Below are 22343 nucleotides of genomic sequence, written 5' to 3'. Positions count from 1 at the left end.
GGGAGCACGTTCGGTATGCCATGTGTCATCATCGGCGGAGTCAAAATCAACAGCGTGGCCTCCGGCTCCAACGTTCACTTCGGCGATGCGGGGATCATCAACCTGACCAGCAGCTGCAAGGTGATCACGGGGAACAACTCGCTGTCTCCGGGGGACAGCTACGGCAGCAATCAGAATGTGCTGGGCCATGTGAACACCATCGACTCCGATGTGGTGGACACCCCCAACACGACCGTGTAGACGTTCGCCGCCGGCCTTCGGATTTGGACCCGTCCCACTCCTGTGCTACAATAACAGGAAACATCATTCGGAGGCCCTCTATGCTTACCTTTCAAGAAAAGCTTGACATCTGCAGCTCCTTCCCCGAGCTGCAGCGTAAGGACGTATCGCTCGGTCGCGTCAACTTTCATTATGAAGAGAGCGCGTACGACAAGAAGACGGTGGTCTATCATCTGCATCCGAACGGCAACGGCTTCGTATACGCCGGACTCGTCGAAGGCGCGCCGACTGACGACAAAGGCTTCGTGAATATCCGGGATTATGCCGCAGAGGACTTGCGTTCACTCATCGCGAAATCCATCCGGTCCCTGGCCGGGACAGGAGCGGAGGACACGACCCCTGCCGCGCCGGCCGATGCCGGAGCCGCCGGGGAACCGGAGAAGATACGGTGGATTGGACCGGACCATGCGGTGCTGACGCTCCACTACGAGGACGAACTGTGGTATATCTATTCCGGCGCCAATCTGGAGGAGGCCTTCGAGACCATGGAGGAGGCCCGGGACTATCTGGCCGAAGAAGGTTTTACGCCGGAGGCGGGAGCCTAAAAGATAGCGGTTTCACCTTCTGCGCATCTATGGTACGCTAATAGCGGACTCATGTTGATGCGAAGGAGTGTTCCACAATGAGAGGAACCCAGATCATTCACGAAGTGCCGACGAAGCACCGGGCGGTTGCGATAACCTTCGACGACGGCCCCAACCCCGTGTATACCCCGCAGGTGCTGGAGATTTTCCGGGAGGTATCGGGGCACGCGACTTTCTTCATGATCGGCGAACAGATGGAGCGCAGTCCGGATACGGTCCGGGCGGTTGCCGCCGAGGGGCATGAGATCGGCAACCATACCTACACCCATCCCCATCTTCCGGAGCTCGGCACGGAGGAATGCCGGAGTGAGCTTTCCCGTACGGAGCAGCTGGTTCTGGACCTGACGGGGGTGAAGCCCGCCGTCTTCCGGCCGCCCTATCTGGACTACAACGAGCAGAACGAGACGGTGGTCGGAGACTTCGGTTACCGCGCCATCGGGGCGCTGAATCTGGACTCGCGGGATTGGGATATGCCCGGTGCGGAGCATATCTACATGACCAGCTGTCGGCAGGTGCGTAACGGCAGCATTCTGATCTACCATGACGGCTACGGAGACCGTTCCCATACGGTCGAAGCCGTTAGGCAGCTGGTTCGTGAGCTAACGGACGAGGGCTATCGACTCGTGACGGTGAGTGAGCTGCTCCGGCTGGAGCACTCCCAATCGATATAACAAGAAGAAGCAGAGGCACCCGTTATAGGGCCTCTGCTTTTTTGTTGGACGAGGGGGCGGTCAAGGAAGCACATTGCCTGCCGCACGGTAGATGGCGTACCACTCCTCCCGGGTGAGATGGATCTCACCGGCCTTGCAGCAATCCCGGAGACGTCCGATATTCGTGGTGCCGATGACCGGCTGCATGTGCGCGGGATGGCGCAGCAGCCAAGCGATGGCGATAGTGGTGGTGCTGACGCCGTAAGTTTCCGCCACCTCATCGAGCTTCCGGTTCAGCTCAGGGAACTTGTCGCTGCCGAGGAAGACCCCTTCGAAGAAGCCGTACTGGAACGGGGACCAGGGTTGGATGGTGATGTCGTGCAGCCTGCAGAAGTCGAGGATGCCGCCGTCCCGGTTTACGGCGGCATCATTTTCCATGTTCACATTGAAGCCGCTCGTAATCATGGTCGTATTGGTAATGCTCAGCTGGAGCTGGTTGGCGACGAGGGGCTGCTTCACCCATTTCTTCAGCAGCTGGATCTGGGTGGGGTTCTGGTTGGAGACGCCGAAATGACGCACCTTCCCCGAGGTCTCCAGCAGGTCGAAGGCTTCGGCAACCTCCTCCGGCTCCATCAGCGTGTCGGGCCGGTGCAGGAGCAGGATGTCCAGGTAGTCGGTGCGCAGGCGCTTCAGGATCTGATCGACGGAGCTCAGGATATGCGCTTTGGAGAAGTCGAACATGCCGTGGCGGATGCCGCACTTGGATTGCAGGATGACCGTTTCACGGACGTTGTCGTTCATGCCGATAGCTTCGGCGAACCTCTCCTCGCAGGCTCCGCTTCCGTAGATGTCCGCATGGTCGAAGAAATTCGCCCCTTCCTCCAGGGCCGCTTGGACGAAGTGCTCCGCTTCGGACTTGTCCAACTGATTGATGCGCATGCAGCCGACCGCGACGACCGGCACCCGCAGGGAGCTGGTTCCTAATTTCATGGTTCTCATCATTAAAGTCCTCCTCACTGTAGCAATCTACATGCCTAGCATATCCGCCTTCGGGCTGTTTGAAAAGAATGCACTTTCATGTGAGTTAGTTTCCCCAAAGTAAGTGTGGCCGGAACGTCCTCCGCAAGGTGCAAGCCGCAAGCCCCGTCAGCGCCTGTCGGCGGAAGCGGGGCTTGCGGTTCTATGCAGCGATATGACGGTCATCATCGTCCTTGTTCGGGTCCCGGGGGGGTTGGTCCCGCCGGCGTTTTTCATAATCGCGCATCCCGTTCCAATACTGGATCTGGGGCAGCCGGAAGTGGAGCATCTCCTGTACCACGCTTGCCCCGACGAACGCCGCCAGCTGCCAATCGAACTCCTTCAACCAGTTCTCCGTAAGGCATCCCTTCCTTCCTGATAGTAACGGATATGCTCCGGGCGGGTTGTCTTATGATCCTTAGGTACATACATCCGGGAGATTGGCTGAATACTACTGCCATCACTTACATGGTAAAGGGAGCGCTGCTATGAGACTGGTATGGGTTGCCGCCCTGTATGCTGCTGCCAGCCTGGCTTATCTGATCATGATGGATCTTCTCGCCGGAATGAGCATCCGGCAGTCTCTCCGCAATCTGACCAGCTACTTCGACATGGCTACAATGCTGGAATATGTGCTGTTCCTGGTATGGGCGGTCTTGTTCCTAGCCGCAGCAGGAGGCTGGGTCTTTACGAAGCGGCTTGTCCGCCGGTTCGCCGGCGGCTCCGGAACCAAGCGACAATAAGCAGCACAACGGGGATGCCTGTCTGGAATGGGAAGGCGACATACGGATTCAGCCTGTGGCCCTCGTAGATATTCTCCGTGAAATTCTCCGACAGCATGATGGAGGAGAAGACGATGATAATACCGAGAGGAACCGACAGCTTCTCAGGCCGTTCCCACCGGAACAATTCAGCCGCTGCCGCCATCGCCACAAATCCGTAGACGCAGGCCTTGAAGAAATAGCTGATGAAGAGTATGGATACCGCAATGCCGTCCAGCCTTTGGATGAAATCCCCGATGTCGATCTTGGACAAAGCAGTGAACAGGGGAAATACGGTTCGGCGCAGCTGGTCCGCACCTAATACCGATACGTTCAGCGCCATGGTATAGCTTAAGAGCAGCCCGGCTGTCACGGCTGCAGCCGCCCCCGTATACACGACCTTCCCCGGATGCCCCCCCGGCCGGACATAGGGAAACAGCATGCCCACCACCACCAGCTCGGCGAACGGCAGGAAGTAGGTGTCGGGCAGGGTGTTGACGACCGGTCTCCAGCCCTTCTCCAGAACCGGGAGCAGATGCGTCACCTCCACGGTGTTGGAGAACCACAGGAAGACGTTGCCCATCAGCCCCATGCCCAAGAGGACCAGCAGAAATACCGCCGCCGTACGCGTCAGCACCCCCAGACCCTTGCTCAGAATATAGATCATCGCAATCCCCATAGCTGTGATGAGTGCGAAGAGGGGAGTGGCGTCATACACCGAGATCACCAGCAGATTGCCGCAGCCCCGCAGATTGCGGGACGATTGGTACATGAAGTGGACGCTGTACAAAAAAGCAAGGGCCTTCCCGGCGTAAGGCCCGACAATCCGCTCGAAATAAACGGTCATCGGGACATGGGGATACATCCGGAAGAGCTTGCTGTACACGGCATATATAGCCAGTCCGGGCACAAGTCCCAGCAGGACGGCCAGCCAGACATCCTTCATGGCGGCGGTTCCGGTGCCGAGCGCAATGACACCGCCGATTAAGTAAAGCAGAAGCAAAAGATAGAACTGCACCCTCCCGATCCTCTCGATTCCCATCCCTTTCCCTCCTCTTCACCGTCTATTTCTGCAGCGTGCTCAGATGGGATTTGTTCCTCATCCCCTGGTTGCGGATGTAGGCCTCCACCTGAACTTCCATCTCGGAGTTCCCCACGTACGATTTCCAATCAGGCTTAAGCTCTCTCCATAGCCGCGGATCCGAACGGTTCAGCCTGCTGCCCAGCATGAACAGATCCACCTTTTTCTCTTGGGCCTTACGGATCGCGGACATGATCTCCTCCCGGATCTGACCGGCCAAGAGAGCCTCCAGCTTCCGGATTTCCTCGGGCTTCGTTACATCAACCGGTGTCTTAAGCTCCGTGACGGCCCCTTCCGCCGATACGGCGATCTTGACTCTCAGCCTCCCGTCCCGGACTTCAGGGCTCACTCTGACCTTCGAGCGGGTAATCTCCACACTGACGGACCGGCTCTTCTCCGGCAGGTCCAGGGTCAAGACGGTGCTTTTCACCTGCCCGCGAACCCACAGTACCCCCCGGGCCTCCGGTTCATCCACCCAAAAGATCAGCTTTCCTTGATCCAGCACCGCGATCCCCATAATCTGTGTATAGGCGGAGAGCTCCGAGCTTTGGGTGCTCTCGCTCTTGGCACTTCTGGTCTTCTGCCCCAGTAGCTCCACCCCCGAGATCAGGGTCACCCGTTCCTCGCCGTCCATCATATCGAGGACGTCGTCGATCCGGGTATGCAGACTGTTGGACCACAGGCGGGACGCATGGCCGATCTTGCCGACCACCGACACGGCGGGGATCGTCTCCAGTGGCGTCAGGGACTTCAAGATCTGAGAGGCGTAGCTCTCCCGGGCGATCAGGACCGAGGACAGCAGCCTGGTTTCCCTGGAGCGCTCGAAGAAATCCAGAAGCTCCGCCATTCCCTTCTTGGCGAAGTCTTCGCTGACCACCACCAGCTGGACATGGGCGAAGAACAGCTGGCGGGGAACGCGCTGGGAGGTTCGCCGGATCGTCTCGAACAGGGTGTCGCCCTCCCCGGTGATGACGTTGACCGGCGCGGCCGCATTGCTTCCGCCGGATACGGTCTTCGGCGCCACCTGGCCGGAATTGACCACCTGGAACGAGACTCTGTATTTCGAACTGCCGGGCACGGTATCGATGGCCACCGCCGATACGATGGCCATATCCTTCAGCTCGCGGCTGTTCCAGCAGCCGGCGGCAAGAAGCATGACGGACGACAGAAGCAGAAGCAGGCTCCGCTTAGGGTTCATGCCGGGCGCCCCTTTCCGTAGAGGGCTGCGATGTTTGGTCCGGAGGAGCGAATACGCCCAGGTACAAGGTATTGAACGACCGAAGGGACGTAATATGGGCGGTCAGCATGAACATCCCGACCAGGATGCCGAAGATGCCCAGCCACCCGGACAGGATCATGAAGCCGAAGCGGAGCAGCCTGGCCGATATGGCGATGTTGAACGAAGGGGCCGTGAAGCTGGATATGCCAGAGATTGCCACCACGATGACCATGGCGGCCGATACGATGCCGGCTTGAACAGCCGCTTGGCCCAGGACGAGGGCGCCCACGATGGAGACCGCTTGACCGACGGCCCGCGGCATACGGACTCCTGCTTCCCGCATGAATTCGAAGCTGGCCTCCATGATCAGAGCCTCCACCAAGGCGGGGAACGGCACGCCCTCTCGCTGGGCGACCAGGCTGATGAGAAGCGGGGTGGGGATCATTTCCTGGTGGAAGGTGATTGCCGCGATATAGATGGCCGAACCCGTCAGCGAGATCAAAAATGCGAGGTATCGCAGCACACGGACGAAGATGCCGATATCGAGCCGCTGGTAGTGATCCTCAATGGATTGGAACAGCTGCAGGAAGGTGACCGGCGCCAGCAGAACGAACGGTGTTCCGTCGATCAGGATGACGACCTTGCCGTCCATCAGACATTTCACCGCCGTGTCCGGGCGCTCCGAATTCTGAACGGTCGGGAAGGGAGTGTACCTTCGCTCCTGGATGAGCTTCTCGATGTTGCCCGATTCCAGTACGCCGCGGGTCTGAATCCGGGTAAGCCGATCCTTGACTTCCCGAACCAAGGCCTCATCCGCCACGCCTTGCAGGTACATCATTCCGATCCGGGTTCCGGTCAGATCTCCGATCGTGAAGAGGTCCAGCCAGAGAGACGGATTCTTGAGCCTTCTGCGGATCAAGGAGATATTAGTGGCGATGGATTCGGAAAAGCTGTCCTTCGGGCCGCGGATGACCAATTGAGTGGTCGGCTCCGAAATGTCGCGCCACTTCATCCCCTCCGTATCGCATGCGATGGCCTTATCCGTTCCCTCGACGAACAGCAGGGTCCAGCCCGACAGGAGAGCCCGAAGCGCCTCCTCTAAGGTCCCTGCATCCGTTGTGTCGCCTGCGGTCCCTGCTTGTTCCCGCACGGTGTCCCATACGGGGAGCGTGGCCCTGTGGGACAGGCGCTCCGGAGAATGCTCCGACAGCGTCTGGCTCAAGCGGTCCAGCATTTTCCTGTCGGTCAGATTGTCGTTATAAACCATTAATACCGAAGCTGCGGTGCCCGACGGGAATGTCAATTCCCGGAACACATAATCCGCACTGTTGCCTGTCATTTCTTTCAGCCGCGCCGCGTTTACGTCCCGTTGGACGCTGAGCCGCTGTCTCGGCCGGTCATGCCGGTTATGGTGAGTCATCCGCTGTGCCCCCCTATTTTTTAGGGTTCGCGGAAATAACAGGGAATATTCTTGGGGAGATGGACGCCGAATTATGCGTGAGGGAGCCTAGGGCGAATGGGAGACGCTCCGAGCAAGAAATAAAGATGTTGTCCCCAGCTGGATGGGGGCAGCATCTTCATGACTCACTTGCGGGATAACGGCGCTTCGTTCGTCTTGCCTGCAGCAGCGGCCTGCGGATGGGTGTCGCTGGCGTAGTCTGCTGCGCGGGCATTGGCTTCGACCTGATCTTCGTTCTTGCACCCGGGGATGACTCAGGTCACCGCATCGTGCTGCAGGCACCAGGAGAGAGCCCAGGTGGACATGTCCATCCCCTCCGGCACTTCTGTGGCTTGGATGCGCTCTACCTCGCGAAGCTTCTCGTTCACCTGCTCCCGGTCGTGACGGTTGCGCACGTCCGTAGTGCCGAAGGTGGCTCCGGGCTTGTACTTGCCGCTTAGGTAACCGCTGGCCAGAGGAACCCGTGCCAGTACGCCCAGCTCCTGGCGGAGGCAGGAGGGGAATACGCGCTCTTCGGGCTTCCGGTCCAAGCGGTTGTAGACCACCTGAATCGCCTGGGAGCCGACCTGGGAGGAGGCATCCGTCTGATGAAGGTTATCGTTGGAGCCGATGGATGTGCCCAGATGGCGGATCTTGCCTGCCTGCACCTGCTTATCCAGAGCCGTCCAAAGCGCATCATTATCGAACTGGGCATCCGATCCGGAGTGGAACTGGTACAGATCGATGTAGTCCGTCCGCAGTGCGCGAAGCGAATTGTCCAGCTGCTTCAGCACATCCGCAGCGCTCCAGAGCTGCTCCCGTTCGAAGCGGTCGGTGTAGTGGTGTCCGAACTTGGTGGCGACGAGCCAATCCTCGCGCCAACTAAGTATCAGAGGGGTAAGGAGAAGGTTATAAAAGGCGAATGATAGATATGAAATCGACTATCAACATTCGGGAAACGACCGGTTTGGTTTGGAGTTCAACCCCGGCCGGTTATCCCGCGGATGGCTTGCAGATTGGGAAAGGAATGGAAAAGGGGCATGACTGGACATATAAGTCATGTCAGGTTTATGCACAACAGTCCCTATTCAATTGTTGAAATTGCCACCAAAAAACGAACAAAACAAGATTTTAAGTATATATCGTTCGGAATAACTAAAATTAAATGTAATAAAAACTAACATTACGTATGGATTTTTTCTGAAACTTCATGTATATTACCAATATAGAGAGAATGTTTGTTAAGAATCATTACATAGGAGTGGTTCTCATGAATAAGATGGAGAAGCTGAAGCAAGAAAAACACGGGCTGCTGGTCCTGGAGGATATTCTGCGTTATGCCGCCGGCACGGTGGAGGATATTCCGGAGGATGATCTCATGCGATTCCGCTGGTACGGCTTGTTCCATCGGAAGAGAGAAGGGGGCTTCATGCTCCGTCTTCGGATGCCGAACGGCATACTGCCATCGGAGCGGCTCCGTGCCCTTGCCAAGACGGCCGACCGTTATGGAGACGGGACTGTAACGATTACGACCCGTGCCGGGGCACAGCTCCGGACTATCGATCTGGCCGACATCCCGGCAGTGCTCGAAGCGATGAGGGAAGCGGGTATCGAGGTCCGCCAGACCGGTTCGGACAACATCCGGAACCTGATGAACTGTCCGCTGGCGGGCCTGCAGGAAGAGGAGGCCTTCGACGCTACGCCGATTCTCGACGAGATCTCTCGCCGTATCGTCGGCAACCCGGCTTACAGCAGCCTCCCCCGCAAGTTCAATATCTCCGTGACCGGCTGCTATCAAGACTGCGCCCATTCGTTTTTGAACGATGCAGGGCTGATCCCGCAGGTTCATGAAGGACGTCCCGGATTCCGGGTCCGGATCGGAGGGGCTCTGGGCAAATTCTATGCAGAGGTCGCCCGGGATCTGGGCATTTGGTTCCCGAAGGAGGAGGCGGTGGACGTCGTCATGGCGATCCTGGATCTCTTCGACCGGAACGGCAACCGGGAGAATCGGAACAAGGCACGTATGCTGCATCTGCTGGAGGAGCTGGGGGAGGAAGGTCTGATCAACCGTCTGGAGGAGCAGCTGGGGAAGACATTTCTGTGCACTCCGGCGGACGATATCCGGAAGGATCATCATCATGATCATCTGGGCATCACGGATCAGAAGGATCCTCGTTATGCGGCGGCGGGATTGTGTGTCCCTGCAGGCAAGATGACGGCTGACCAGGCGCTGGAGCTGGCCCGGCTGGCCGATGAGTACGGCCGGGGCGAGATCCGCCTGACACCGCAGATGAATGCCATTGTTCCCTATATCGAGAAAGAACGGTTGGATGCTTTCCGCAAGGAGCCGTTACTCCAGGTTCTGTCCTTGGAGCCGGCGCCGGCTGTAAGGGGACTGGTCTGCTGCACCGGCAAGGAAGGCTGCGATCTGGCCGTTGTCGACACCAAGACCCCTGCCCTGGAGCTGGCCCAACGGCTGGACGCCGACAAGATTCTGCCCGAGGGAGTCCGGATTCATTGGTCCGGCTGTCCTAACTCCTGCGCAACCACTCAGGTGGGCGACCTCGGATTCCGCGGAACGAAAGCCCGGGTGGACGGCGTGCTGGTGGATGCCGTGGATATCTTCGCCGGCGGACGAATCGGCCATGAAGCCCGGATTGGCGAATTGGTCATGGAGAAGGTTCCGGTATCCCGGCTGTATGAGGTGCTGGCGGGCATGTATACGAAGAAGAGCAAAGGAAACGGAGAGTCCGTTCCGCTGCCTAAAGTGCAATAATGCATCCGAAGGGAGAGCACTATATGGATTACATTAAACCGCAGGACGTATTGGAGCAGATGGTGGCGGCAGGTGCCGCCAAAGCGAAGCTGGCTGTGAAGGACCTGCTTGTCAGAGGCTTTCTGGGAGGCGCCATCCTGGCCTTCGCCACCACCCTGGCCTTCACCGCTACGACTCAGACGAAGCTGGGGATCGTGGGTTCGCTGGTTTTTCCGGTCGGATTCGTGATGATCATCCTTCTGGGGCTGGAGCTTGTCACCGGCAGCTTCGCGCTGATTCCCTTGGCTGTATTGGAGAAACGGGCAACGGTAGGGGAGATGCTGCGCAACTTCACCTGGGTCATCCTGGGCCACATTGCAGGCGGAGTCGTATACGCGGGGTTATTCTATGCGGCTGTTACGAACTTGGGGCATTCCATGGACCATGCCGTCGTGCAATTCATCGTCAAGACGGCGGAGGCCAAGACCAACGGGTATTCCGCACTGGGCTTGGACGGTATGATCGCCGTATTCGCCAAAGCCTTGCTGTGCAACTGGATGGTGACGCTGGGCGCGGTGATGGCGATGACCTCCAGCTCCACCTGGGGGAAGATCGCGGCGATGTGGCTGCCCATCCTAACCTTCTTCGCCCAAGGCTTCGAGCATGCCGTCGTCAATATGTTCGTCATTCCGGCAGGGATGATGTACGGCGCACATGTAACCTTCGGAGGCTGGTGGTTATGGAATCAGATTCCCGTGCTGCTCGGCAACTTCGCCGGCGGCGTTCTGTTCACGGGCATCCTGCTGTACGTGACTCATGCGAAGAAAGAACATGCTGGGCTGCGTAAGCAGACTAAGGCGGCATAAGGAGCGGTCACGAAGCTCAGAATGGATAGGGAAAGAGACGCAGGGGATTGCTGAACGAAGTATAGAAAATGTAGGGCTCCCGAACGGCCGATGAGCGGTTGGCGGGAGCTTTTTGGCGTTCACAAAATCGTGAAGGGGATAATATTGTAAGGAAATATAACATGAGTTACAATGAAAACCATATCACTTATAGCGCGATATGCTGAATTATAAGGGTTTGGTAAGGCGTCTGGTTTGGTGGATAAGATTTTGTGTCAATATATATGACATAATAAAAAGCAAGGACGTTATGGCCCTTGCTTCGCATCATCAATCCGTTTCCCAGAGGATGTGCCCGGTCTGGGCCAGGTCGTACCCGCTGATGGACTGGAGCTCCTTGCGGAAAGCCTCGGATTGCAGGATTCGCTTCACCGTATCGATCCATTCCAGATTGCCGGGCTTCTTCAGCATCACGAGATCGTAGCGCTCCTGAATCAGGGGGACGAAGCCGATGCCCACCATAGCGGCGGCCTTCTCAATGCCGACTCCCGCATCCGCTTCGCCTCGTGCAATCTTGCCCGCCACGCCGAGATGGTTGCTCTCCTCCAGCTGGTATCCTTGAATGGAGCGGGGGGAGATGCCCCGGATTCGCAGCTGCTCCTCAAGCAATACCCGTGCGCCGGAGCCTCTTTCCCGGTTCACGATGGTGATGCCCGGCTTGGCCAGATGCTCCCATGCGGTGATGCCGTAAGGATTTCCCGGGGCCGTATACAAGCCTGCCCAGCGGGATGCGAGATTCACCACGACATAGGGGCAGCCGATCAAGAGCTTCTGAATATACGGCAGGTTGTATTCGCCCGTATTGCCGTCGAACAGGTGCGTGCTCACGATGTCGGACTCTCCGTGGTACATGGAGATCAGGCTGTCCAGGCTTCCGACGAAGGAGCGAAGGGGGCGGACGTTCTTGTTCGTCTTCTCAATATGCTGGGCTAGAATGTCCAGGATATGGTCCTGACCCGTGATGACCAAGGGTCTGAAGGTTGGGGCAGGAGCGCCGGCGGCAGGTATGTAGGCTTGGGCCGGTTGAGCGTCAGGTTGGCCAGGGTAGTTCATGAAGGACGGCAGGCCGGTTTTGGCCCGGGATTTATACGTGTCCAGGTCCGACGCATCGACGCGCATCTGCTTGCCTACACGATAAGCAGGAAGGTCCCCTTTCTTGATCAGGTCGTATACGGTAAGCTTCGATACACGAAGCAGCTTGGCGATTTCTTCAGTGGTATATGAGATCTCATCCGGCATAGTGTCCCTCCACAAGCTCTTGCATGCTCCCATCTTAACCTGCATAAGGGTTGGAATTCAAGAAATAACTGATTATATCTAAACATATCTAGTTATATCTAGATATAACTTATGATATACTCCCTTATATACATAGAGCGATATCATGGAGCGGAGGGAAACAAGATGGAGCGATGGAGAAGAGACTGCAGGAGGTTGGCCAAAGGAATCGCGCTGTTGGCGGCAGCCGGGATGGTACTCGCGGGATGCGGGGATGCAGGGAGCAAGAATGGGGGGGCGGCCTCTGCAGGCGTGGCGCCGACACCGGGGGCAAGCGCCGTGACTCAGCCGAAGGGAGAGCCTGTGGAGCTCCTGGTATCGGCTGCCGCCAGCCTGACGGAGAGCCTGAATGAAATCAAGAAGCTTTACGAGGCGAAGGAGCCGAATGTGAAGCTGACCTTCAATTATGGCGCTTCAGGCACCCTTCAGCAGCAGATCGAACAGGGGGCGCCGGCGGATCTGTTCCTCTCGGCGGGGAAGAAGCAGATGGATGCGCTGGTGGAGAAGAATTTGATCGAGCCAGGAACCAACAAGAATCTTCTGGGGAACGAGCTGGTTGTCATTACGTCCTCCGGAAGCAAGCTGGCCGTGGAGGGACTGCAGGATCTGACCAAGCCCGAGTTCAAGAAGCTCGGCGTCGGTACGCCGGAGTCGGTGCCTGCCGGCAGCTATGCCAAGGAAGCGTTGACCTCCGCCAAGCTGTGGGAGGCCTTGCAGGATAAGCTGGTGCTGACGAAGGATGTCAAGCAGGTCATCTCCTATGTGGAGACGGGCAATACGGAAGCCGGCTTCGTCTACAAGACGGATGCCTTGGCTTCCTCCAAGGTGAAGATTGCATTTACGGTTGATCCGAAGACCTTCAAGCCCATCGAATACCCCATCGGCATTGTGAAGGCGACGAAGGCTAAGCCGGAGGCGGAGAAGCTGTACCGTTATCTGGCCACGAAGGAAGCCATGGATGTGTTCGTGAAGTACGGATTTACCACACCGAAATGAGTGATGCCTAATGTTCGATGCAACCGGCAAGGAGTTTGTCCAACCCATATGGCTCTCCCTGAAGGTGGCGGTCCTGTCCAGCATGGGGGTCTTCCTGCTCGGTCTCTTGGTGTCCTGGATGATGACCAAGCGAAGAGTCCGGTTCAAGACGCTTCTGGAGACGCTGTTTCTGCTGCCGCTGGTTCTGCCCCCGACGGTGGTCGGCTTCATCCTGCTGGTGTTTCTGGGACGGAAGAGCTGGATCGGAAGGCTGGCGGAGCAGGTGCTGAACCATTCCATCATCTTCACGTGGTGGGCGGCGGTGCTGGCTTCGGTGGTCGTAGCCTTTCCGCTGGTCTACCAGACCTTGAAGACAGGCTTCGCCTCCGTGGACAAGGAGCTGGAGGATTCGGCCCGCTCCCTGGGAGCCAGCGAGCTGCAGGTCTTCCTGCATATCACGCTGCCGTTGTCCTGGCGGTCGCTGATCGCCGCATTCGTGCTGGGATTCGCACGAGGACTGGGGGAGTTCGGCGCCACGCTCATGGTGGCGGGCAACATCCCGGGCCGGACCCAGACTATCCCGACGGCCATCTATTTTGCCGTGGATGCGGGCAGAATGAATCTGGCCTGGGCCTGGACGGCCGCGACGATCCTAATCTCCTTCGGACTCCTGCTGTGCACGAACATGCTGAAGCGGAACCATTAAATAGACACCTCCCGTGGTGCTGCTGCGGGAGGTGTTGTTTTGTTGGGACAGAGCACTATCGTACTTCGTTACCGTGATGAGGTTAAGAACGCTCCAAATCGTCCCAACCGGCAGCCTGAAGGACGTTCTCCGACTTCATCCGGTTCTCTCCTTAGGAACGTTGTAAAGCGAGTTGGTTATATAGTGTCATCAAGCTCTCTTCCGTCGTTTGATGGGCGGTGTCGATGACTAGGTGATCCCGGTCCCAAACATCGTACTGCCGATTCAGAACCTGCTCCCATGTCGGCAGAGTCAAGCCTGGAATATCGGTTGTACGTGTTTCGATTCGATGCTTGTGGACCAGAGGGTCGGAACAGACCACTTCAATTTCCAAAAAGGGGGCTTCAAGGCACTCCGCTACATTACGCCAAGCCTCGCGAGTGATTCGAATGGGATTGACGGTATCTGCAATGACGTCCAGACCCAGCCGGAGCTGCTGTGATGCGAGTGCATAGCACACGGCATACCCTTCTGGTCCTTCGATCCTCATGCCGCTATCCCGCATAGCCTGTTCTATGACATCGACCCGGAGATAGGCTGCCTTAAGTTCTCTAGCCAATGCGGATGACAACGTGGTCTTCCCGGTTCCTGGCAACCCGCTAAATATAGAGCATTACATTCGACTCCTTTTGTTTTAAGGATACCCATATATAGAATCACGGAGATACGGAAGAATGGGTCTAGGATAATCGTTCTCCGACTTCATCCGGGCACATGTCTTAGATAAGAACTGCGGGATGGGAATCAGTATGAGCTTGATTTAAGGCCGTTGCGGCCGCCTAAGGCGGAACCGCGGCGGCCTTTTCACCTTTTGGCGGGCCTCTCCATATACTGTCATCACCTGGGTGAATGTCTCGGAACAATCCGCTTGTTATAAGGAAAACTTATGCGCCGGAACAGAACGCCTTATGAATCGGCGTTTCGTATCCATCGACGCTGACGTACACAGGTGGATCGTCCGTTCGGGAAGGAAGAGGTGCGATGAAGCATATCTGGCAAGATCGGCTGGCGGGCCTTCTGGTATTGATCGCGGGAGCGCTGTCGCTCCGGGAGGCGGAGAAGCTGTACCGGTTTCATAACGGGGCCTGGATCGGGGACCACGTATTTCCCGCATTGGTTGGCGCCGGGTTCGTCGTCTTGGGTCTTATTCTGCTGGTCCGTCCCGGACTGGGACCGGCAGCGGACGAAGGTGAGCGAACGGAGCGGGGGACCGTCATTCGGGTAGCCGCCGTTCCGGCCATACTTCTCGGCTATACGCTGCTGCTGCCTTGGGCGGGGTATCTGCTGGGCACCTTTGCGGCGGCGGCCTTGCTGTTCCGGACGGTGGGGACCTACCGTTGGCGAATATGCCTGCCGGCCGCGCTCCTCGTAACGGTCTGCCTGGATCTCCTGTTCATTCGCTGGCTTAACACCCCGCTGCCTGCGGGCCATATTCTATGGTTGTAAAAAGGGGGTGCTCCCATGAATTCCATACCCATGCTGTTGGACGGCTTCGCCCATGCGCTGACCCTTATGAATCTGCTGATGGCCGCCATAGGGGTGCTGATCGGAACCTTCGTCGGGGTGCTGCCGGGACTGGGCCCTACATCCTCCATCGCCATTCTGCTGCCCGTCACCGCCGTCCTCGACCCGACGCAGGCCATCATCATGCTGGCCGGTATCTACTACGGTGCCATGTACGGAGGCTCCACCACGGCGATCCTGCTTAATATTCCGGGCGAAGTGTCATCCGTCCCCACCTGCCTGGACGGGTACCCCTTGGCCCGGCAGGGAAGGGGCGGCCCGGCTCTCGGCATCGCCGCCGTCGCCTCCTTCGCAGCAGGCGTGCTCGGCATCGTGGGGCTCGTCTTCTTCGCCCCCGCTCTGGCCGATCAGGCGCTGCGCTTCGGGCCCCCGGAGATGATCGCCATTCTGCTCCTGGCCCTAACCGTCATGATGGGGCTGACCGGCGGCTCCTTCGTCAAGTCCGCCGTAATGGGCCTTGCCGGCATCGGCATCTCGCTGATCGGGCTCGGGCCCAGCTCCGGGATGTACCGCTTCACCTTCGGCTCCGGCAGCTTGGCAGGGGGACTGGATATGGTCAGCATCCTGATCGGGCTCTTCGCCATCACGGAGGTGCTGAAGGGGATGCTGGACCGGCAGACCGCCGTGTCGGGCGGACAGATCGGAAGCGTCTATCCGAGCCGGAAGGACCTGGCGCAGAGCGCGCCTGCCATGGCGGCCGGCGGATTGATCGGCTTCGTCCTGGGTCTGCTTCCCGGCTGCTCCGCCGCCGTCACTTCGTTCTTGTCCTATGACCTCGTGAAGAAATTTTCCCGGCGCAAGAAGCTTTTCGGCAAGGGGGCCATCGAAGGGGTGGCCGCGCCGGAAGCAGCCAATAACGCCACCAGCTCCGCCGGCTTCATTCCGCTCTTCGCCCTCGGCATTCCCTCGTCGCCTCCGTTGGCGGTCCTGCTGGCCGGACTTATGATCTACGGCCTTGCGCCGGGCCCCCTCCTGTTCGAGCAGAAGGGCAGTTTCGTCTGGACGGTCATCGCCAGCATGTTCATCGGCAATGTGATGCTGCTGGTGCTGAATCTGCCGCTGGTCGGCTTATGGGCGAAGCTGACCCGGGTACCGTTCGGCGTCATGGCACCCATCATCCTTCTGCTCAGCATGGTCGGCGCCTATTCCGTGCGCAACAATCTGTTTGACGTGCAAGTGGCAGTGGCGTTCGGCGTCATCGGCTATTTCCTGCACCGGTACAAGTGGCCCGTCATGCCCTTTATCCTATGCTATATCCTCGGTCCGCTGATGGAGCAGTCCTTCATGCAGACCATGACCATCACCGGAGGGGATCCCTCGGTCCTGCTGCATCACCCGATTTTCCTGATTCTGATGGCGGCCACACTCGTGCTGCTGCTCCTGTCACTCATCATGGTCCGCCGGACCAAGCGCAGGGTACAAGAAGAGGTTGGCGAGCCGGCCGGCATACTGGATTAACCGGCTTCCCGGAGCAGACCGCTCAGGCTGGACGGAATCTTCGAGATGAACGGAGGTTGACCTATCATGAGAAAAACATCCATAGCCGCCATTATGGCTATGACCCTGGGCATGACGGCGCTGGCGGCGGGCTGCGGCCCGGCGGACAGCGGCAAGAGTAAGAGCGATCCGGCTCCCGCCGCTTCGGGAGCAACATCGGTGACCACTGCCACCGCCTCGCCCAAGGTGGACTATCCCACAAGAGGCATCGAATACGTGGTGCCCTTCTCCGCCGGAGGCGGGGTGGACCTGGTGGCGCGCACAGTGGCCGAGGCCCTGAGCAAGGAGTGGGGCCAGCCGGTCAGCGTCGTGAACAAACCGGGAGCTGGAGGCGCCACAGGGGCTCAATACGCGCTGAAGCAAGCGGCTGCCGACGGGTATACAGTGCTGGCGGACAACGTATCCAACACCACCATGCTGGCCGGAGGCTTCAAGGAGCCGCCGGTCCGCATGGACGACCATATCTTCGCAGCGCGGATCGTGAAGGATGCGGCGGCTTTTGTGGTGAATGCGGATGCGCCGTGGAAGAACTTCAAGGAATTCTCCGATTGGGTGAAGAGTAACCCGGATAAGCTGACCTGGACCAGCGTGGGGCCGGCGGGCTTCTCCTCGTTCGTGGTGGCGGAATGGCTCAGTGCGATCCAGGCCGACTTCACCAAGACGCGGATGGTCACGACCAAGGGGGCTTCGGAATCCCTGCCGATCGTTGCCGGCGGCAATGCCGTACTGGCCGTTCATACGGTGAACGAGGTGCATACGCTGGTCAAGGCCGGGAAGCTGAAGGTGCTGGCCATCCAGGCGCCCGAGCGGAGTCCGTACTTCCCGGACGTCCCTACGACCGGCGAGCAGGGCGTAGCCGGCCTGAATGCCGGCTGGTGGACGGGAATCAGCTTCGCCAAGGGCACCAACCCCGCGATTATCCAGAAGTGGGAGGACGCCCTCGCCAAGCTCTCCAAGGACCCGGCTTTTGCGGAGAAGCTAAAGAACCTTCAGCTGGAGCCTGCCTATCTGTCGGGCAAGGAGTTCTCGGACTTCCTGAAGAAGGAGACGGATTATTACACGGAGCTCGGCGGCAAGTCGGGCATCCGCAAATAAGGCTGCTATCAAGGCAGCAGGTTAACGAAAAGCAGCCAGGGAGCATCCGCTCATCCTGGCTGCTTTCGTTAGATCGACCATGCGGAGACCACCTTGTTCTTGCCGGTTTTCTTGGCGTGGATCTCGGCGTTGTCCGCAAACTTGATGAGCTCCTCCATGGAGGAGACCTCCAGATGATCAACTGAGGAGACGCCGATGCTGGCCGTCACCCGGTACGGCCGCCCGTAGGAGAAGGTATCTTCGATCAGCCTGCAGATCCGCTGGGCTTTGCGGAGTGCTTCCTTGCCGTCGGCCTTGGGGAGGATGACGATGAATTCTTCTCCGCCGTAGCGACCCAGAATGTCCTCGTTGCCGGTGCTTGTCCGCAGCAGCGAGGACACCTCCTCCAGCACCCGGTCCCCCTCCTGGTGGCCGTGCTCGTTAACCAGGCGGAAGTTGTCCAGATCCATCATGATGACGGACAGCCCCAGGTTGTAGCGGCGGGAGATATCGAACTCCCTGGCGAGCAGCTCCATGAAATGCCTGCGGACGTAGAGACCCGTCAGACTGTCGGTGATCATCTCCATATACAGCAGGCAGTTCTGAATGTAGGGCTTCGTCAGCTGCAGGAAATAGCGGAGGGACTGCACCTTGGTGTCCGACGAGCTTCGCATCCCCAGGTCCATGCTGATGGACTGGCCGTTCTGGTTCATCCATTCGAAGGACAAGCGCTCCTTGGAGAACTGGACCATCTCCTGGGCCCGGGCGGCATCCACGATGCCGTGGGGCACCCGGATCTCGGTGGTGTCCGTATGCTTGGAGCGGAAGCGGATCCGGCAGTCCCGAACCGGATAATAATGGAACAGAAAATGGGTGATCCGCTCCATGGTCTCCGGCAGATTCAAGGATTGATTGAGCGATTCCGCCAGCAGCTGGTGCACCCGGAGGTCCGTCAGCTGGTCCATCATGGCGGACCGGTCCTTCAGAAGGGACAGCACCATCGGGGACAGGCAGACCCTGCGGTCCTCCTCCCAATGGGCCGGCCGGGCGGCTTCCTCCATCCGGTCGGCGACCTGCTCCGCCTCTTCCTCTTTGCCGATGGCCTGGAAGCCGTTCCTGGCGCTGCGGAAATGCAGATAGGCTTCGTCCCGTTGGCCGAGACGCATCAGGCATTCTGCCTTCAGCCGGGAATAGTCCGGAGTGAACAGATCGAATCCCCGGGTATGAATGAAGCTGTCGAACCGACCGATCCACCGGTCCAGCTCTTCCGCTCCGACGTCAGGATCGGCGAGCTTCATCCGGAGCAGCTCCCGGAAGGACCATCCCACGATGATGTCCAATCCATGGGGGGAGGGGGTCTCTTGCTCGATGATGCGCTCCAGAACGTCGAGACCCTCGGCCTCCTGTCCGTCCACAAGATGCGTGAGCGCCGCGATGAAGGAATCGTCCGGCGCCTCCGGATTCGCTGATCCCGGCAGAGGCTCGCCGCGGCGGAAGGCTTGATAGCTTCGGCACAGCTTCAACCGTCGCTCGGCGGTGGGCGAGAGCGTCCGGGATTCCTCGAAGTACGAGTTCGCTTGGTTGTATACCTCCCAGTCTTTCCATTCCGCCGCATACAGCAGCTGGAAGACCATGTAGGAATTCAGCAGCGATTCATAGTCGAACTGATCCGGATTGATCTTGGATAGGTGGTACCGATAGCTTGGGACATCACCCACAAAAATGGAAACGGCCAATGCATTCAGATGGCCGATCTGGGCGGCGTTGGCTACGCCGCTTCGGTTGGCGGACTCGATGAAGAGCCGGTTGTATTCGGCCATCGTCCGGATGTTCGACTGGAAGGTCAGCGCATTGTAGATCCGGAGCGACAGGTACGGAGAATGGGACTCCTCGATGGTGCCCAACAGCTTGCGGAGCAGAGCCAGCGTCCACTCCTTCCGGTCCGGGAGCATCCGGAAGGACATGCCGGCGTATACGGCGCACAGCTCGCTGTAGATCCGCAGGGGCAGCTGATTGCGGCTGGGGAAGATGACCTGGCTGAAGTAACGGTCCATCTCCGCCACCTGTTCTTGGGGCAAGGGAGAGCTCATCATGCTCTGCATCATGAACTGAGCCGCCAGGGCACGGATCAGAATGGGCTGATCGGGACTGTAGAGGTACGGGTAGAGCTCGTCCCGGGTCTCGTCCACATTCAGTTCATTCAGCGACAGCTTCAACAGCAGGAGGAACAGGCGGTCCGACTCACAGCCGTGCCGTTCGTACAGCTTCCGGGTCACCTCGGCGGCGGCGGTGTCCTGTGCCAGTGAGAGATAGACCTGGCCCAGCAATCTGGCCCAGCCCTTGTTCTCGGGCTTATGGACTTGAGGCTGAAGCTCGATGATGCTGCTGAGAAGCCCGGCTGTCTTCTCCAGAGACAGATGGCTCCGGTTCCGCCGGTAACTGCGGATGAGAAAATATTGCTGGCGGTACGGATCCGAAGCCGCCCGGGCCAGCTCATACAGCGGCGTGAAGCTGTGGGGGCGCACGCGGGCCAGCCACTCCAGCGCTTCGATCTGATGGTAGCGGATCTCCGCAGGGGACAATCCCGACATCAGCCAATCCCGATAGCGGGCCGGGATGAACAAGCTGTTGGCGTGGAATACGGCGGCCGCGCCTTGGTCATGGAACTGCTCCAAGGCTTGGAACAAGGCGTGCCGGTCCAAGCCGCAGAGCTGCAGCAGCGATAACGGACGGACGGGCATGGGCAGCCAGGAGAGGGTGCGAATCAGCTTCAGCGAACCCGGAGGGAGCCTCCGGAGCGCAGTCCGGTAAGCCTGCTCCACCGTGGGCACCCGGTTCTCCCAGTCGGGGAGACCGGCTAGCTTCCAGCCGGTTTGCCCGCTGACGATAAGGCCGTCGGAGCGGAGCGCCCCGAGGATCAGGCGGCAATCGTGGGGACTCCGTGCTTGGCCGTGGAACGCGGCGGCCAGCTTCTCCACGAGCGTGTCTTCCGCACGGCCCATAATGCGGAGCAGGATCCTCTCGTAGTGCAGGACCGAGGTGAGATCCGTATGCAAGACGGGGAAATGGGGAGGCGTTCTCCATACCTCGGGAAGGCGGCCTCCGCTGAAGAGGACGCGCAGGCCTTGGACTTGGTCCCCGTAGCGTCTCCAGAATTCGGCCAGGATGAGAGCCGAGAGGGGATCCATGGCCTGGCAATCCTCGAAGATGTAGCACAGCCGCTGGGGGAACAAGGGGCTAACGGTACGGAACAAGCTGTAGAGCCATTCAACGATCTCCAGATGGCCGTCCTTTCCCTTATAATACTGCTTCAACAAATATTCGAAGCTGCTGCGCCATGTATTCATGGCCGCTGCTGCCTCCGGAGCCCAGCCGGCGGTATTGGACAGCGTCCGGTCGATCAGGTCCTTCAGAACGCCAAGCGGCGTGTCGCTGCACAGTATGGTGAAGAACAGATTGAATTCGGAGCATTCATTCATCTTCCAGCGCAAGGCGGAGAAGCGGTTCGGCTGATCCCGGCCGATCAGCGCCAGGATACCCGCGTCCTCCGAGCTCAAAAATTCCCGCAGCGTCCGGTCCGTATCCGGATCGGGGTGGGAGACGGCCGGGTGAAGCTCCGGAGCAGCGGGCGCGTCCGGCAGCTCCTCGGGAACCGCATCCGAAGCCCCGCCCGCCAGTTGGACCAGCTCCTGCCGGACCTCGCCTATATGGCGGTAGCCCTCGGGGTGGTGGAGAAGCCGAAGGCTGAAGGAGGTTAAGGGATCTTCCCGCCGTTCCCGCTCTGGATTCTCCAAGAGCGTGGCGGGCAAGCGGCCGTGGAGCAGGACATAGAGGATGAGTCCCAGCAAATAATGATCGGCCGCCGGAGACGACCGATACAATCGGGCATATAGACTGAAGAGCGCGGACGGAAGCCGGTTGTCCACATTCTCAATCAACGGCGTGGCTGCAGGCAGGGGCTGCAGCAGCAGGAGGAAGCTCCCCGTCTCGGGATGAAGGTAGATCAGCTCCGGCAGGGCGAAGCCGTAGATGAAGCCGGCAGCATGCAGCGCAGAGAACGTGCGGGCCAGTCCCAGGGCGGCCCGGTGTACGGCCTTGCGCGGGAGTCCCTGGGAAGCGGCCTCCAGCCAAGGGAGGTATCCGCCGGGAATGGGCTCCATTCGGATGGCAAGGCCGGACTCGCTCCTGACGCTGTCCTTGATGCCCAGGCAGCCTTCGAGGGGCTCCATGGACTCCCAGTGCCGGATTCGGGCATGGGTCAGACGTTCATCATACAGGGAGAGCGCGGCATGGGAGATCCGCAGCTCGGTACAGTCCGGAGCATATAGAGAGACGGACAGGTCGGCACGACCTGCCCGGGTAGACGTCATCGTCATAAGAGGCCCTCCGCGGAAGGGTAGTCATAGATGCTGGTCGGTTAAATCGTTAGCTTCATCATATGCTATCGCGCCGATTTCTTCAATGGATGAACGCGCGAAAGGGGGGATTCAAAACAATCCAATAACGTCCCGATTCGAGGCAAGCTCTTCGGGTTACGGCCGGATATCTAAAAAAACTCTAC

19 protein-coding genes and 1 pseudogene are annotated in these 22343 nt (G+C 59.0%); 11 read left to right on the top strand and 9 right to left on the bottom strand.

From position 1 onward, the window contains the following. Nucleotides 1-15 precede the first annotated feature (15 nt). From ACSEXW_RS18655 to ACSEXW_RS18645, 3 genes are all read left to right on the top strand, one after another. Entirely contained in the window at nt 16-240 is a 225-nt protein-coding gene (locus tag ACSEXW_RS18655; RefSeq protein WP_438447678.1) for a spore germination protein, read from the top strand. A gap of 80 nt (nt 241-320) precedes the next feature. Next, complete coding sequence (locus ACSEXW_RS18650; RefSeq protein ID WP_438447677.1) at nt 321-824, top strand: hypothetical protein; 504 nt, start codon at nt 321-323, stop codon at nt 822-824. A gap of 77 nt (nt 825-901) precedes the next feature. Next, nucleotides 902-1534, top strand: coding sequence for a polysaccharide deacetylase family protein (locus tag ACSEXW_RS18645; RefSeq protein WP_438447676.1), 633 nt, complete (start codon nt 902-904; stop codon nt 1532-1534). A 60-nt stretch (nt 1535-1594) separates the two neighbouring features. Here the strand turns inward: ACSEXW_RS18645 and ACSEXW_RS18640 are convergent, their stop codons facing one another. Beyond that, entirely contained in the window at nt 1595-2512 is a 918-nt protein-coding gene (locus ACSEXW_RS18640; protein ID WP_438447675.1) for an aldo/keto reductase, read from the bottom strand. 181 nt (nt 2513-2693) lie between these two features. Beyond that, complete coding sequence (locus ACSEXW_RS18635; protein ID WP_438447674.1) at nt 2694-2876, bottom strand: hypothetical protein; 183 nt, start codon at nt 2874-2876, stop codon at nt 2694-2696. Between the two features lie 142 nt (nt 2877-3018). On the opposite strand from ACSEXW_RS18635, the gene ACSEXW_RS18630 reads away from it, so the two are divergent. Further along, complete coding sequence (locus tag ACSEXW_RS18630) at nt 3019-3273, top strand: YczF family membrane protein (protein WP_438447673.1); 255 nt, start codon at nt 3019-3021, stop codon at nt 3271-3273. On the opposite strand, the gene ACSEXW_RS18625 is transcribed toward ACSEXW_RS18630, so the two are convergent. The 4 genes and pseudogenes from ACSEXW_RS18625 to ACSEXW_RS18610 form a co-directional block, all read right to left on the bottom strand. Continuing rightward, nucleotides 3218-4333, bottom strand: a complete 1116-nt coding sequence (locus tag ACSEXW_RS18625) for a GerAB/ArcD/ProY family transporter (protein WP_438447672.1) — start codon at nt 4331-4333, stop codon at nt 3218-3220. The two genes, ACSEXW_RS18630 and ACSEXW_RS18625, sit on opposite strands and share 56 nt — an antisense overlap. Before the next feature lie 22 nt (nt 4334-4355). Continuing rightward, nucleotides 4356-5570 (bottom strand): Ger(x)C family spore germination protein, encoded by a 1215-nt coding sequence (locus ACSEXW_RS18620; RefSeq protein WP_438447671.1) that lies wholly within the window; start codon nt 5568-5570, stop codon nt 4356-4358. Continuing rightward, nucleotides 5560-7011 carry a spore germination protein gene (locus ACSEXW_RS18615; protein ID WP_438447670.1) on the bottom strand — a complete coding sequence of 484 codons (1452 nt, stop codon included), beginning with the start codon at nt 7009-7011 and terminating at the stop codon, nt 5560-5562. The genes ACSEXW_RS18620 and ACSEXW_RS18615 overlap by 11 nt, the downstream gene beginning before the upstream one ends. 164 nt (nt 7012-7175) lie before the next feature. After that, nucleotides 7176-7907: pseudogene (locus tag ACSEXW_RS18610) on the bottom strand (aldo/keto reductase); the annotation flags it as partial. Between the two features lie 392 nt (nt 7908-8299). Here ACSEXW_RS18610 and ACSEXW_RS18605 point away from each other — a divergent pair. Together ACSEXW_RS18605 and ACSEXW_RS18600 are read left to right on the top strand one after the other, a co-directional pair. Further along, nucleotides 8300-9805, top strand: a complete 1506-nt coding sequence (locus tag ACSEXW_RS18605) for a ferredoxin-like domain-containing protein (RefSeq protein WP_438447669.1) — start codon at nt 8300-8302, stop codon at nt 9803-9805. Between the two features lie 23 nt (nt 9806-9828). Further along, nucleotides 9829-10650: a formate/nitrite transporter family protein gene (locus tag ACSEXW_RS18600; RefSeq protein ID WP_438447668.1), complete on the top strand. Its 822-nt coding sequence runs from the start codon at nt 9829-9831 to the stop codon at nt 10648-10650. 309 nt (nt 10651-10959) lie between these two features. On the opposite strand, the gene ACSEXW_RS18595 is transcribed toward ACSEXW_RS18600, so the two are convergent. Continuing rightward, nucleotides 10960-11928, bottom strand: a complete 969-nt coding sequence (locus ACSEXW_RS18595) for a helix-turn-helix transcriptional regulator (RefSeq protein ID WP_438447667.1) — start codon at nt 11926-11928, stop codon at nt 10960-10962. Nucleotides 11929-12093: 165 nt separating this feature from the next. On the opposite strand from ACSEXW_RS18595, the gene modA reads away from it, so the two are divergent. Together modA and modB are read left to right on the top strand one after the other, a co-directional pair. Beyond that, nucleotides 12094-12963 carry a molybdate ABC transporter substrate-binding protein gene (modA, locus tag ACSEXW_RS18590; protein WP_438447666.1) on the top strand — a complete coding sequence of 290 codons (870 nt, stop codon included), beginning with the start codon at nt 12094-12096 and terminating at the stop codon, nt 12961-12963. A 10-nt stretch (nt 12964-12973) separates the two neighbouring features. Further along, nucleotides 12974-13648 (top strand): molybdate ABC transporter permease subunit, encoded by a 675-nt coding sequence (gene modB / locus ACSEXW_RS18585; protein WP_438447665.1) that lies wholly within the window; start codon nt 12974-12976, stop codon nt 13646-13648. Between the two features lie 151 nt (nt 13649-13799). On the opposite strand, the gene ACSEXW_RS18580 is transcribed toward modB, so the two are convergent. After that, entirely contained in the window at nt 13800-14294 is a 495-nt protein-coding gene (locus ACSEXW_RS18580; protein WP_438447699.1) for a P-loop nucleotide/nucleoside kinase family protein, read from the bottom strand. 374 nt (nt 14295-14668) lie between these two features. Between ACSEXW_RS18580 and ACSEXW_RS18575 the strand changes: the two genes are divergently transcribed. From ACSEXW_RS18575 to ACSEXW_RS18565, 3 genes are all read left to right on the top strand, one after another. After that, nucleotides 14669-15133, top strand: coding sequence for a tripartite tricarboxylate transporter TctB family protein (locus ACSEXW_RS18575; protein WP_438447664.1), 465 nt, complete (start codon nt 14669-14671; stop codon nt 15131-15133). Nucleotides 15134-15148: 15 nt separating this feature from the next. Next, nucleotides 15149-16669 carry a tripartite tricarboxylate transporter permease gene (locus tag ACSEXW_RS18570; protein WP_438447663.1) on the top strand — a complete coding sequence of 507 codons (1521 nt, stop codon included), beginning with the start codon at nt 15149-15151 and terminating at the stop codon, nt 16667-16669. Nucleotides 16670-16735: 66 nt separating this feature from the next. Next, nucleotides 16736-17803 (top strand): tripartite tricarboxylate transporter substrate binding protein, encoded by a 1068-nt coding sequence (locus ACSEXW_RS18565; RefSeq protein ID WP_438447662.1) that lies wholly within the window; start codon nt 16736-16738, stop codon nt 17801-17803. A gap of 68 nt (nt 17804-17871) precedes the next feature. On the opposite strand, the gene ACSEXW_RS18560 is transcribed toward ACSEXW_RS18565, so the two are convergent. Continuing rightward, nucleotides 17872-22158: a GGDEF domain-containing protein gene (locus tag ACSEXW_RS18560; RefSeq protein ID WP_438447661.1), complete on the bottom strand. Its 4287-nt coding sequence runs from the start codon at nt 22156-22158 to the stop codon at nt 17872-17874. Nucleotides 22159-22343: the final 185 nt, after the last annotated feature.

The organism is Oryzibacillus soli (assembly GCF_051594765.1).
In the GTDB taxonomy this organism is placed as follows: domain Bacteria; phylum Bacillota; class Bacilli; order Paenibacillales; family NBRC-103111; genus Paenibacillus_AR.
This window is presented reverse-complemented; position numbering and strand designations above follow the sequence as displayed.

Excerpts from the sequence above, each read along its gene's own strand:
- ACSEXW_RS18655 (WP_438447678.1), top strand. The coding sequence starts at position 16 with ATGCCATGTGTCATCATCGGCGGAGTCAAAATCAACAGCGTGGCCTCC.
- ACSEXW_RS18650 (WP_438447677.1), top strand. The coding sequence starts at position 321 with ATGCTTACCTTTCAAGAAAAGCTTGACATCTGCAGCTCCTTCCCCGAG.
- ACSEXW_RS18645 (WP_438447676.1), top strand. The coding sequence starts at position 902 with ATGAGAGGAACCCAGATCATTCACGAAGTGCCGACGAAGCACCGGGCG.
- ACSEXW_RS18640 (WP_438447675.1), bottom strand. The coding sequence starts at position 2,512 with ATGAGAACCATGAAATTAGGAACCAGCTCCCTGCGGGTGCCGGTCGTC.
- ACSEXW_RS18630 (WP_438447673.1), top strand. The coding sequence starts at position 3,019 with ATGAGACTGGTATGGGTTGCCGCCCTGTATGCTGCTGCCAGCCTGGCT.
- ACSEXW_RS18625 (WP_438447672.1), bottom strand. The coding sequence starts at position 4,333 with ATGGGAATCGAGAGGATCGGGAGGGTGCAGTTCTATCTTTTGCTTCTG.
- ACSEXW_RS18620 (WP_438447671.1), bottom strand. The coding sequence starts at position 5,570 with ATGAACCCTAAGCGGAGCCTGCTTCTGCTTCTGTCGTCCGTCATGCTT.
- ACSEXW_RS18615 (WP_438447670.1), bottom strand. The coding sequence starts at position 7,011 with ATGACTCACCATAACCGGCATGACCGGCCGAGACAGCGGCTCAGCGTC.
- ACSEXW_RS18605 (WP_438447669.1), top strand. The coding sequence starts at position 8,300 with ATGAATAAGATGGAGAAGCTGAAGCAAGAAAAACACGGGCTGCTGGTC.
- ACSEXW_RS18600 (WP_438447668.1), top strand. The coding sequence starts at position 9,829 with ATGGATTACATTAAACCGCAGGACGTATTGGAGCAGATGGTGGCGGCA.
- ACSEXW_RS18595 (WP_438447667.1), bottom strand. The coding sequence starts at position 11,928 with ATGCCGGATGAGATCTCATATACCACTGAAGAAATCGCCAAGCTGCTT.
- modA (WP_438447666.1), top strand. The coding sequence starts at position 12,094 with ATGGAGCGATGGAGAAGAGACTGCAGGAGGTTGGCCAAAGGAATCGCG.
- modB (WP_438447665.1), top strand. The coding sequence starts at position 12,974 with ATGTTCGATGCAACCGGCAAGGAGTTTGTCCAACCCATATGGCTCTCC.
- ACSEXW_RS18575 (WP_438447664.1), top strand. The coding sequence starts at position 14,669 with ATGAAGCATATCTGGCAAGATCGGCTGGCGGGCCTTCTGGTATTGATC.
- ACSEXW_RS18570 (WP_438447663.1), top strand. The coding sequence starts at position 15,149 with ATGAATTCCATACCCATGCTGTTGGACGGCTTCGCCCATGCGCTGACC.
- ACSEXW_RS18565 (WP_438447662.1), top strand. The coding sequence starts at position 16,736 with ATGAGAAAAACATCCATAGCCGCCATTATGGCTATGACCCTGGGCATG.
- ACSEXW_RS18560 (WP_438447661.1), bottom strand. The coding sequence starts at position 22,158 with ATGACGATGACGTCTACCCGGGCAGGTCGTGCCGACCTGTCCGTCTCT.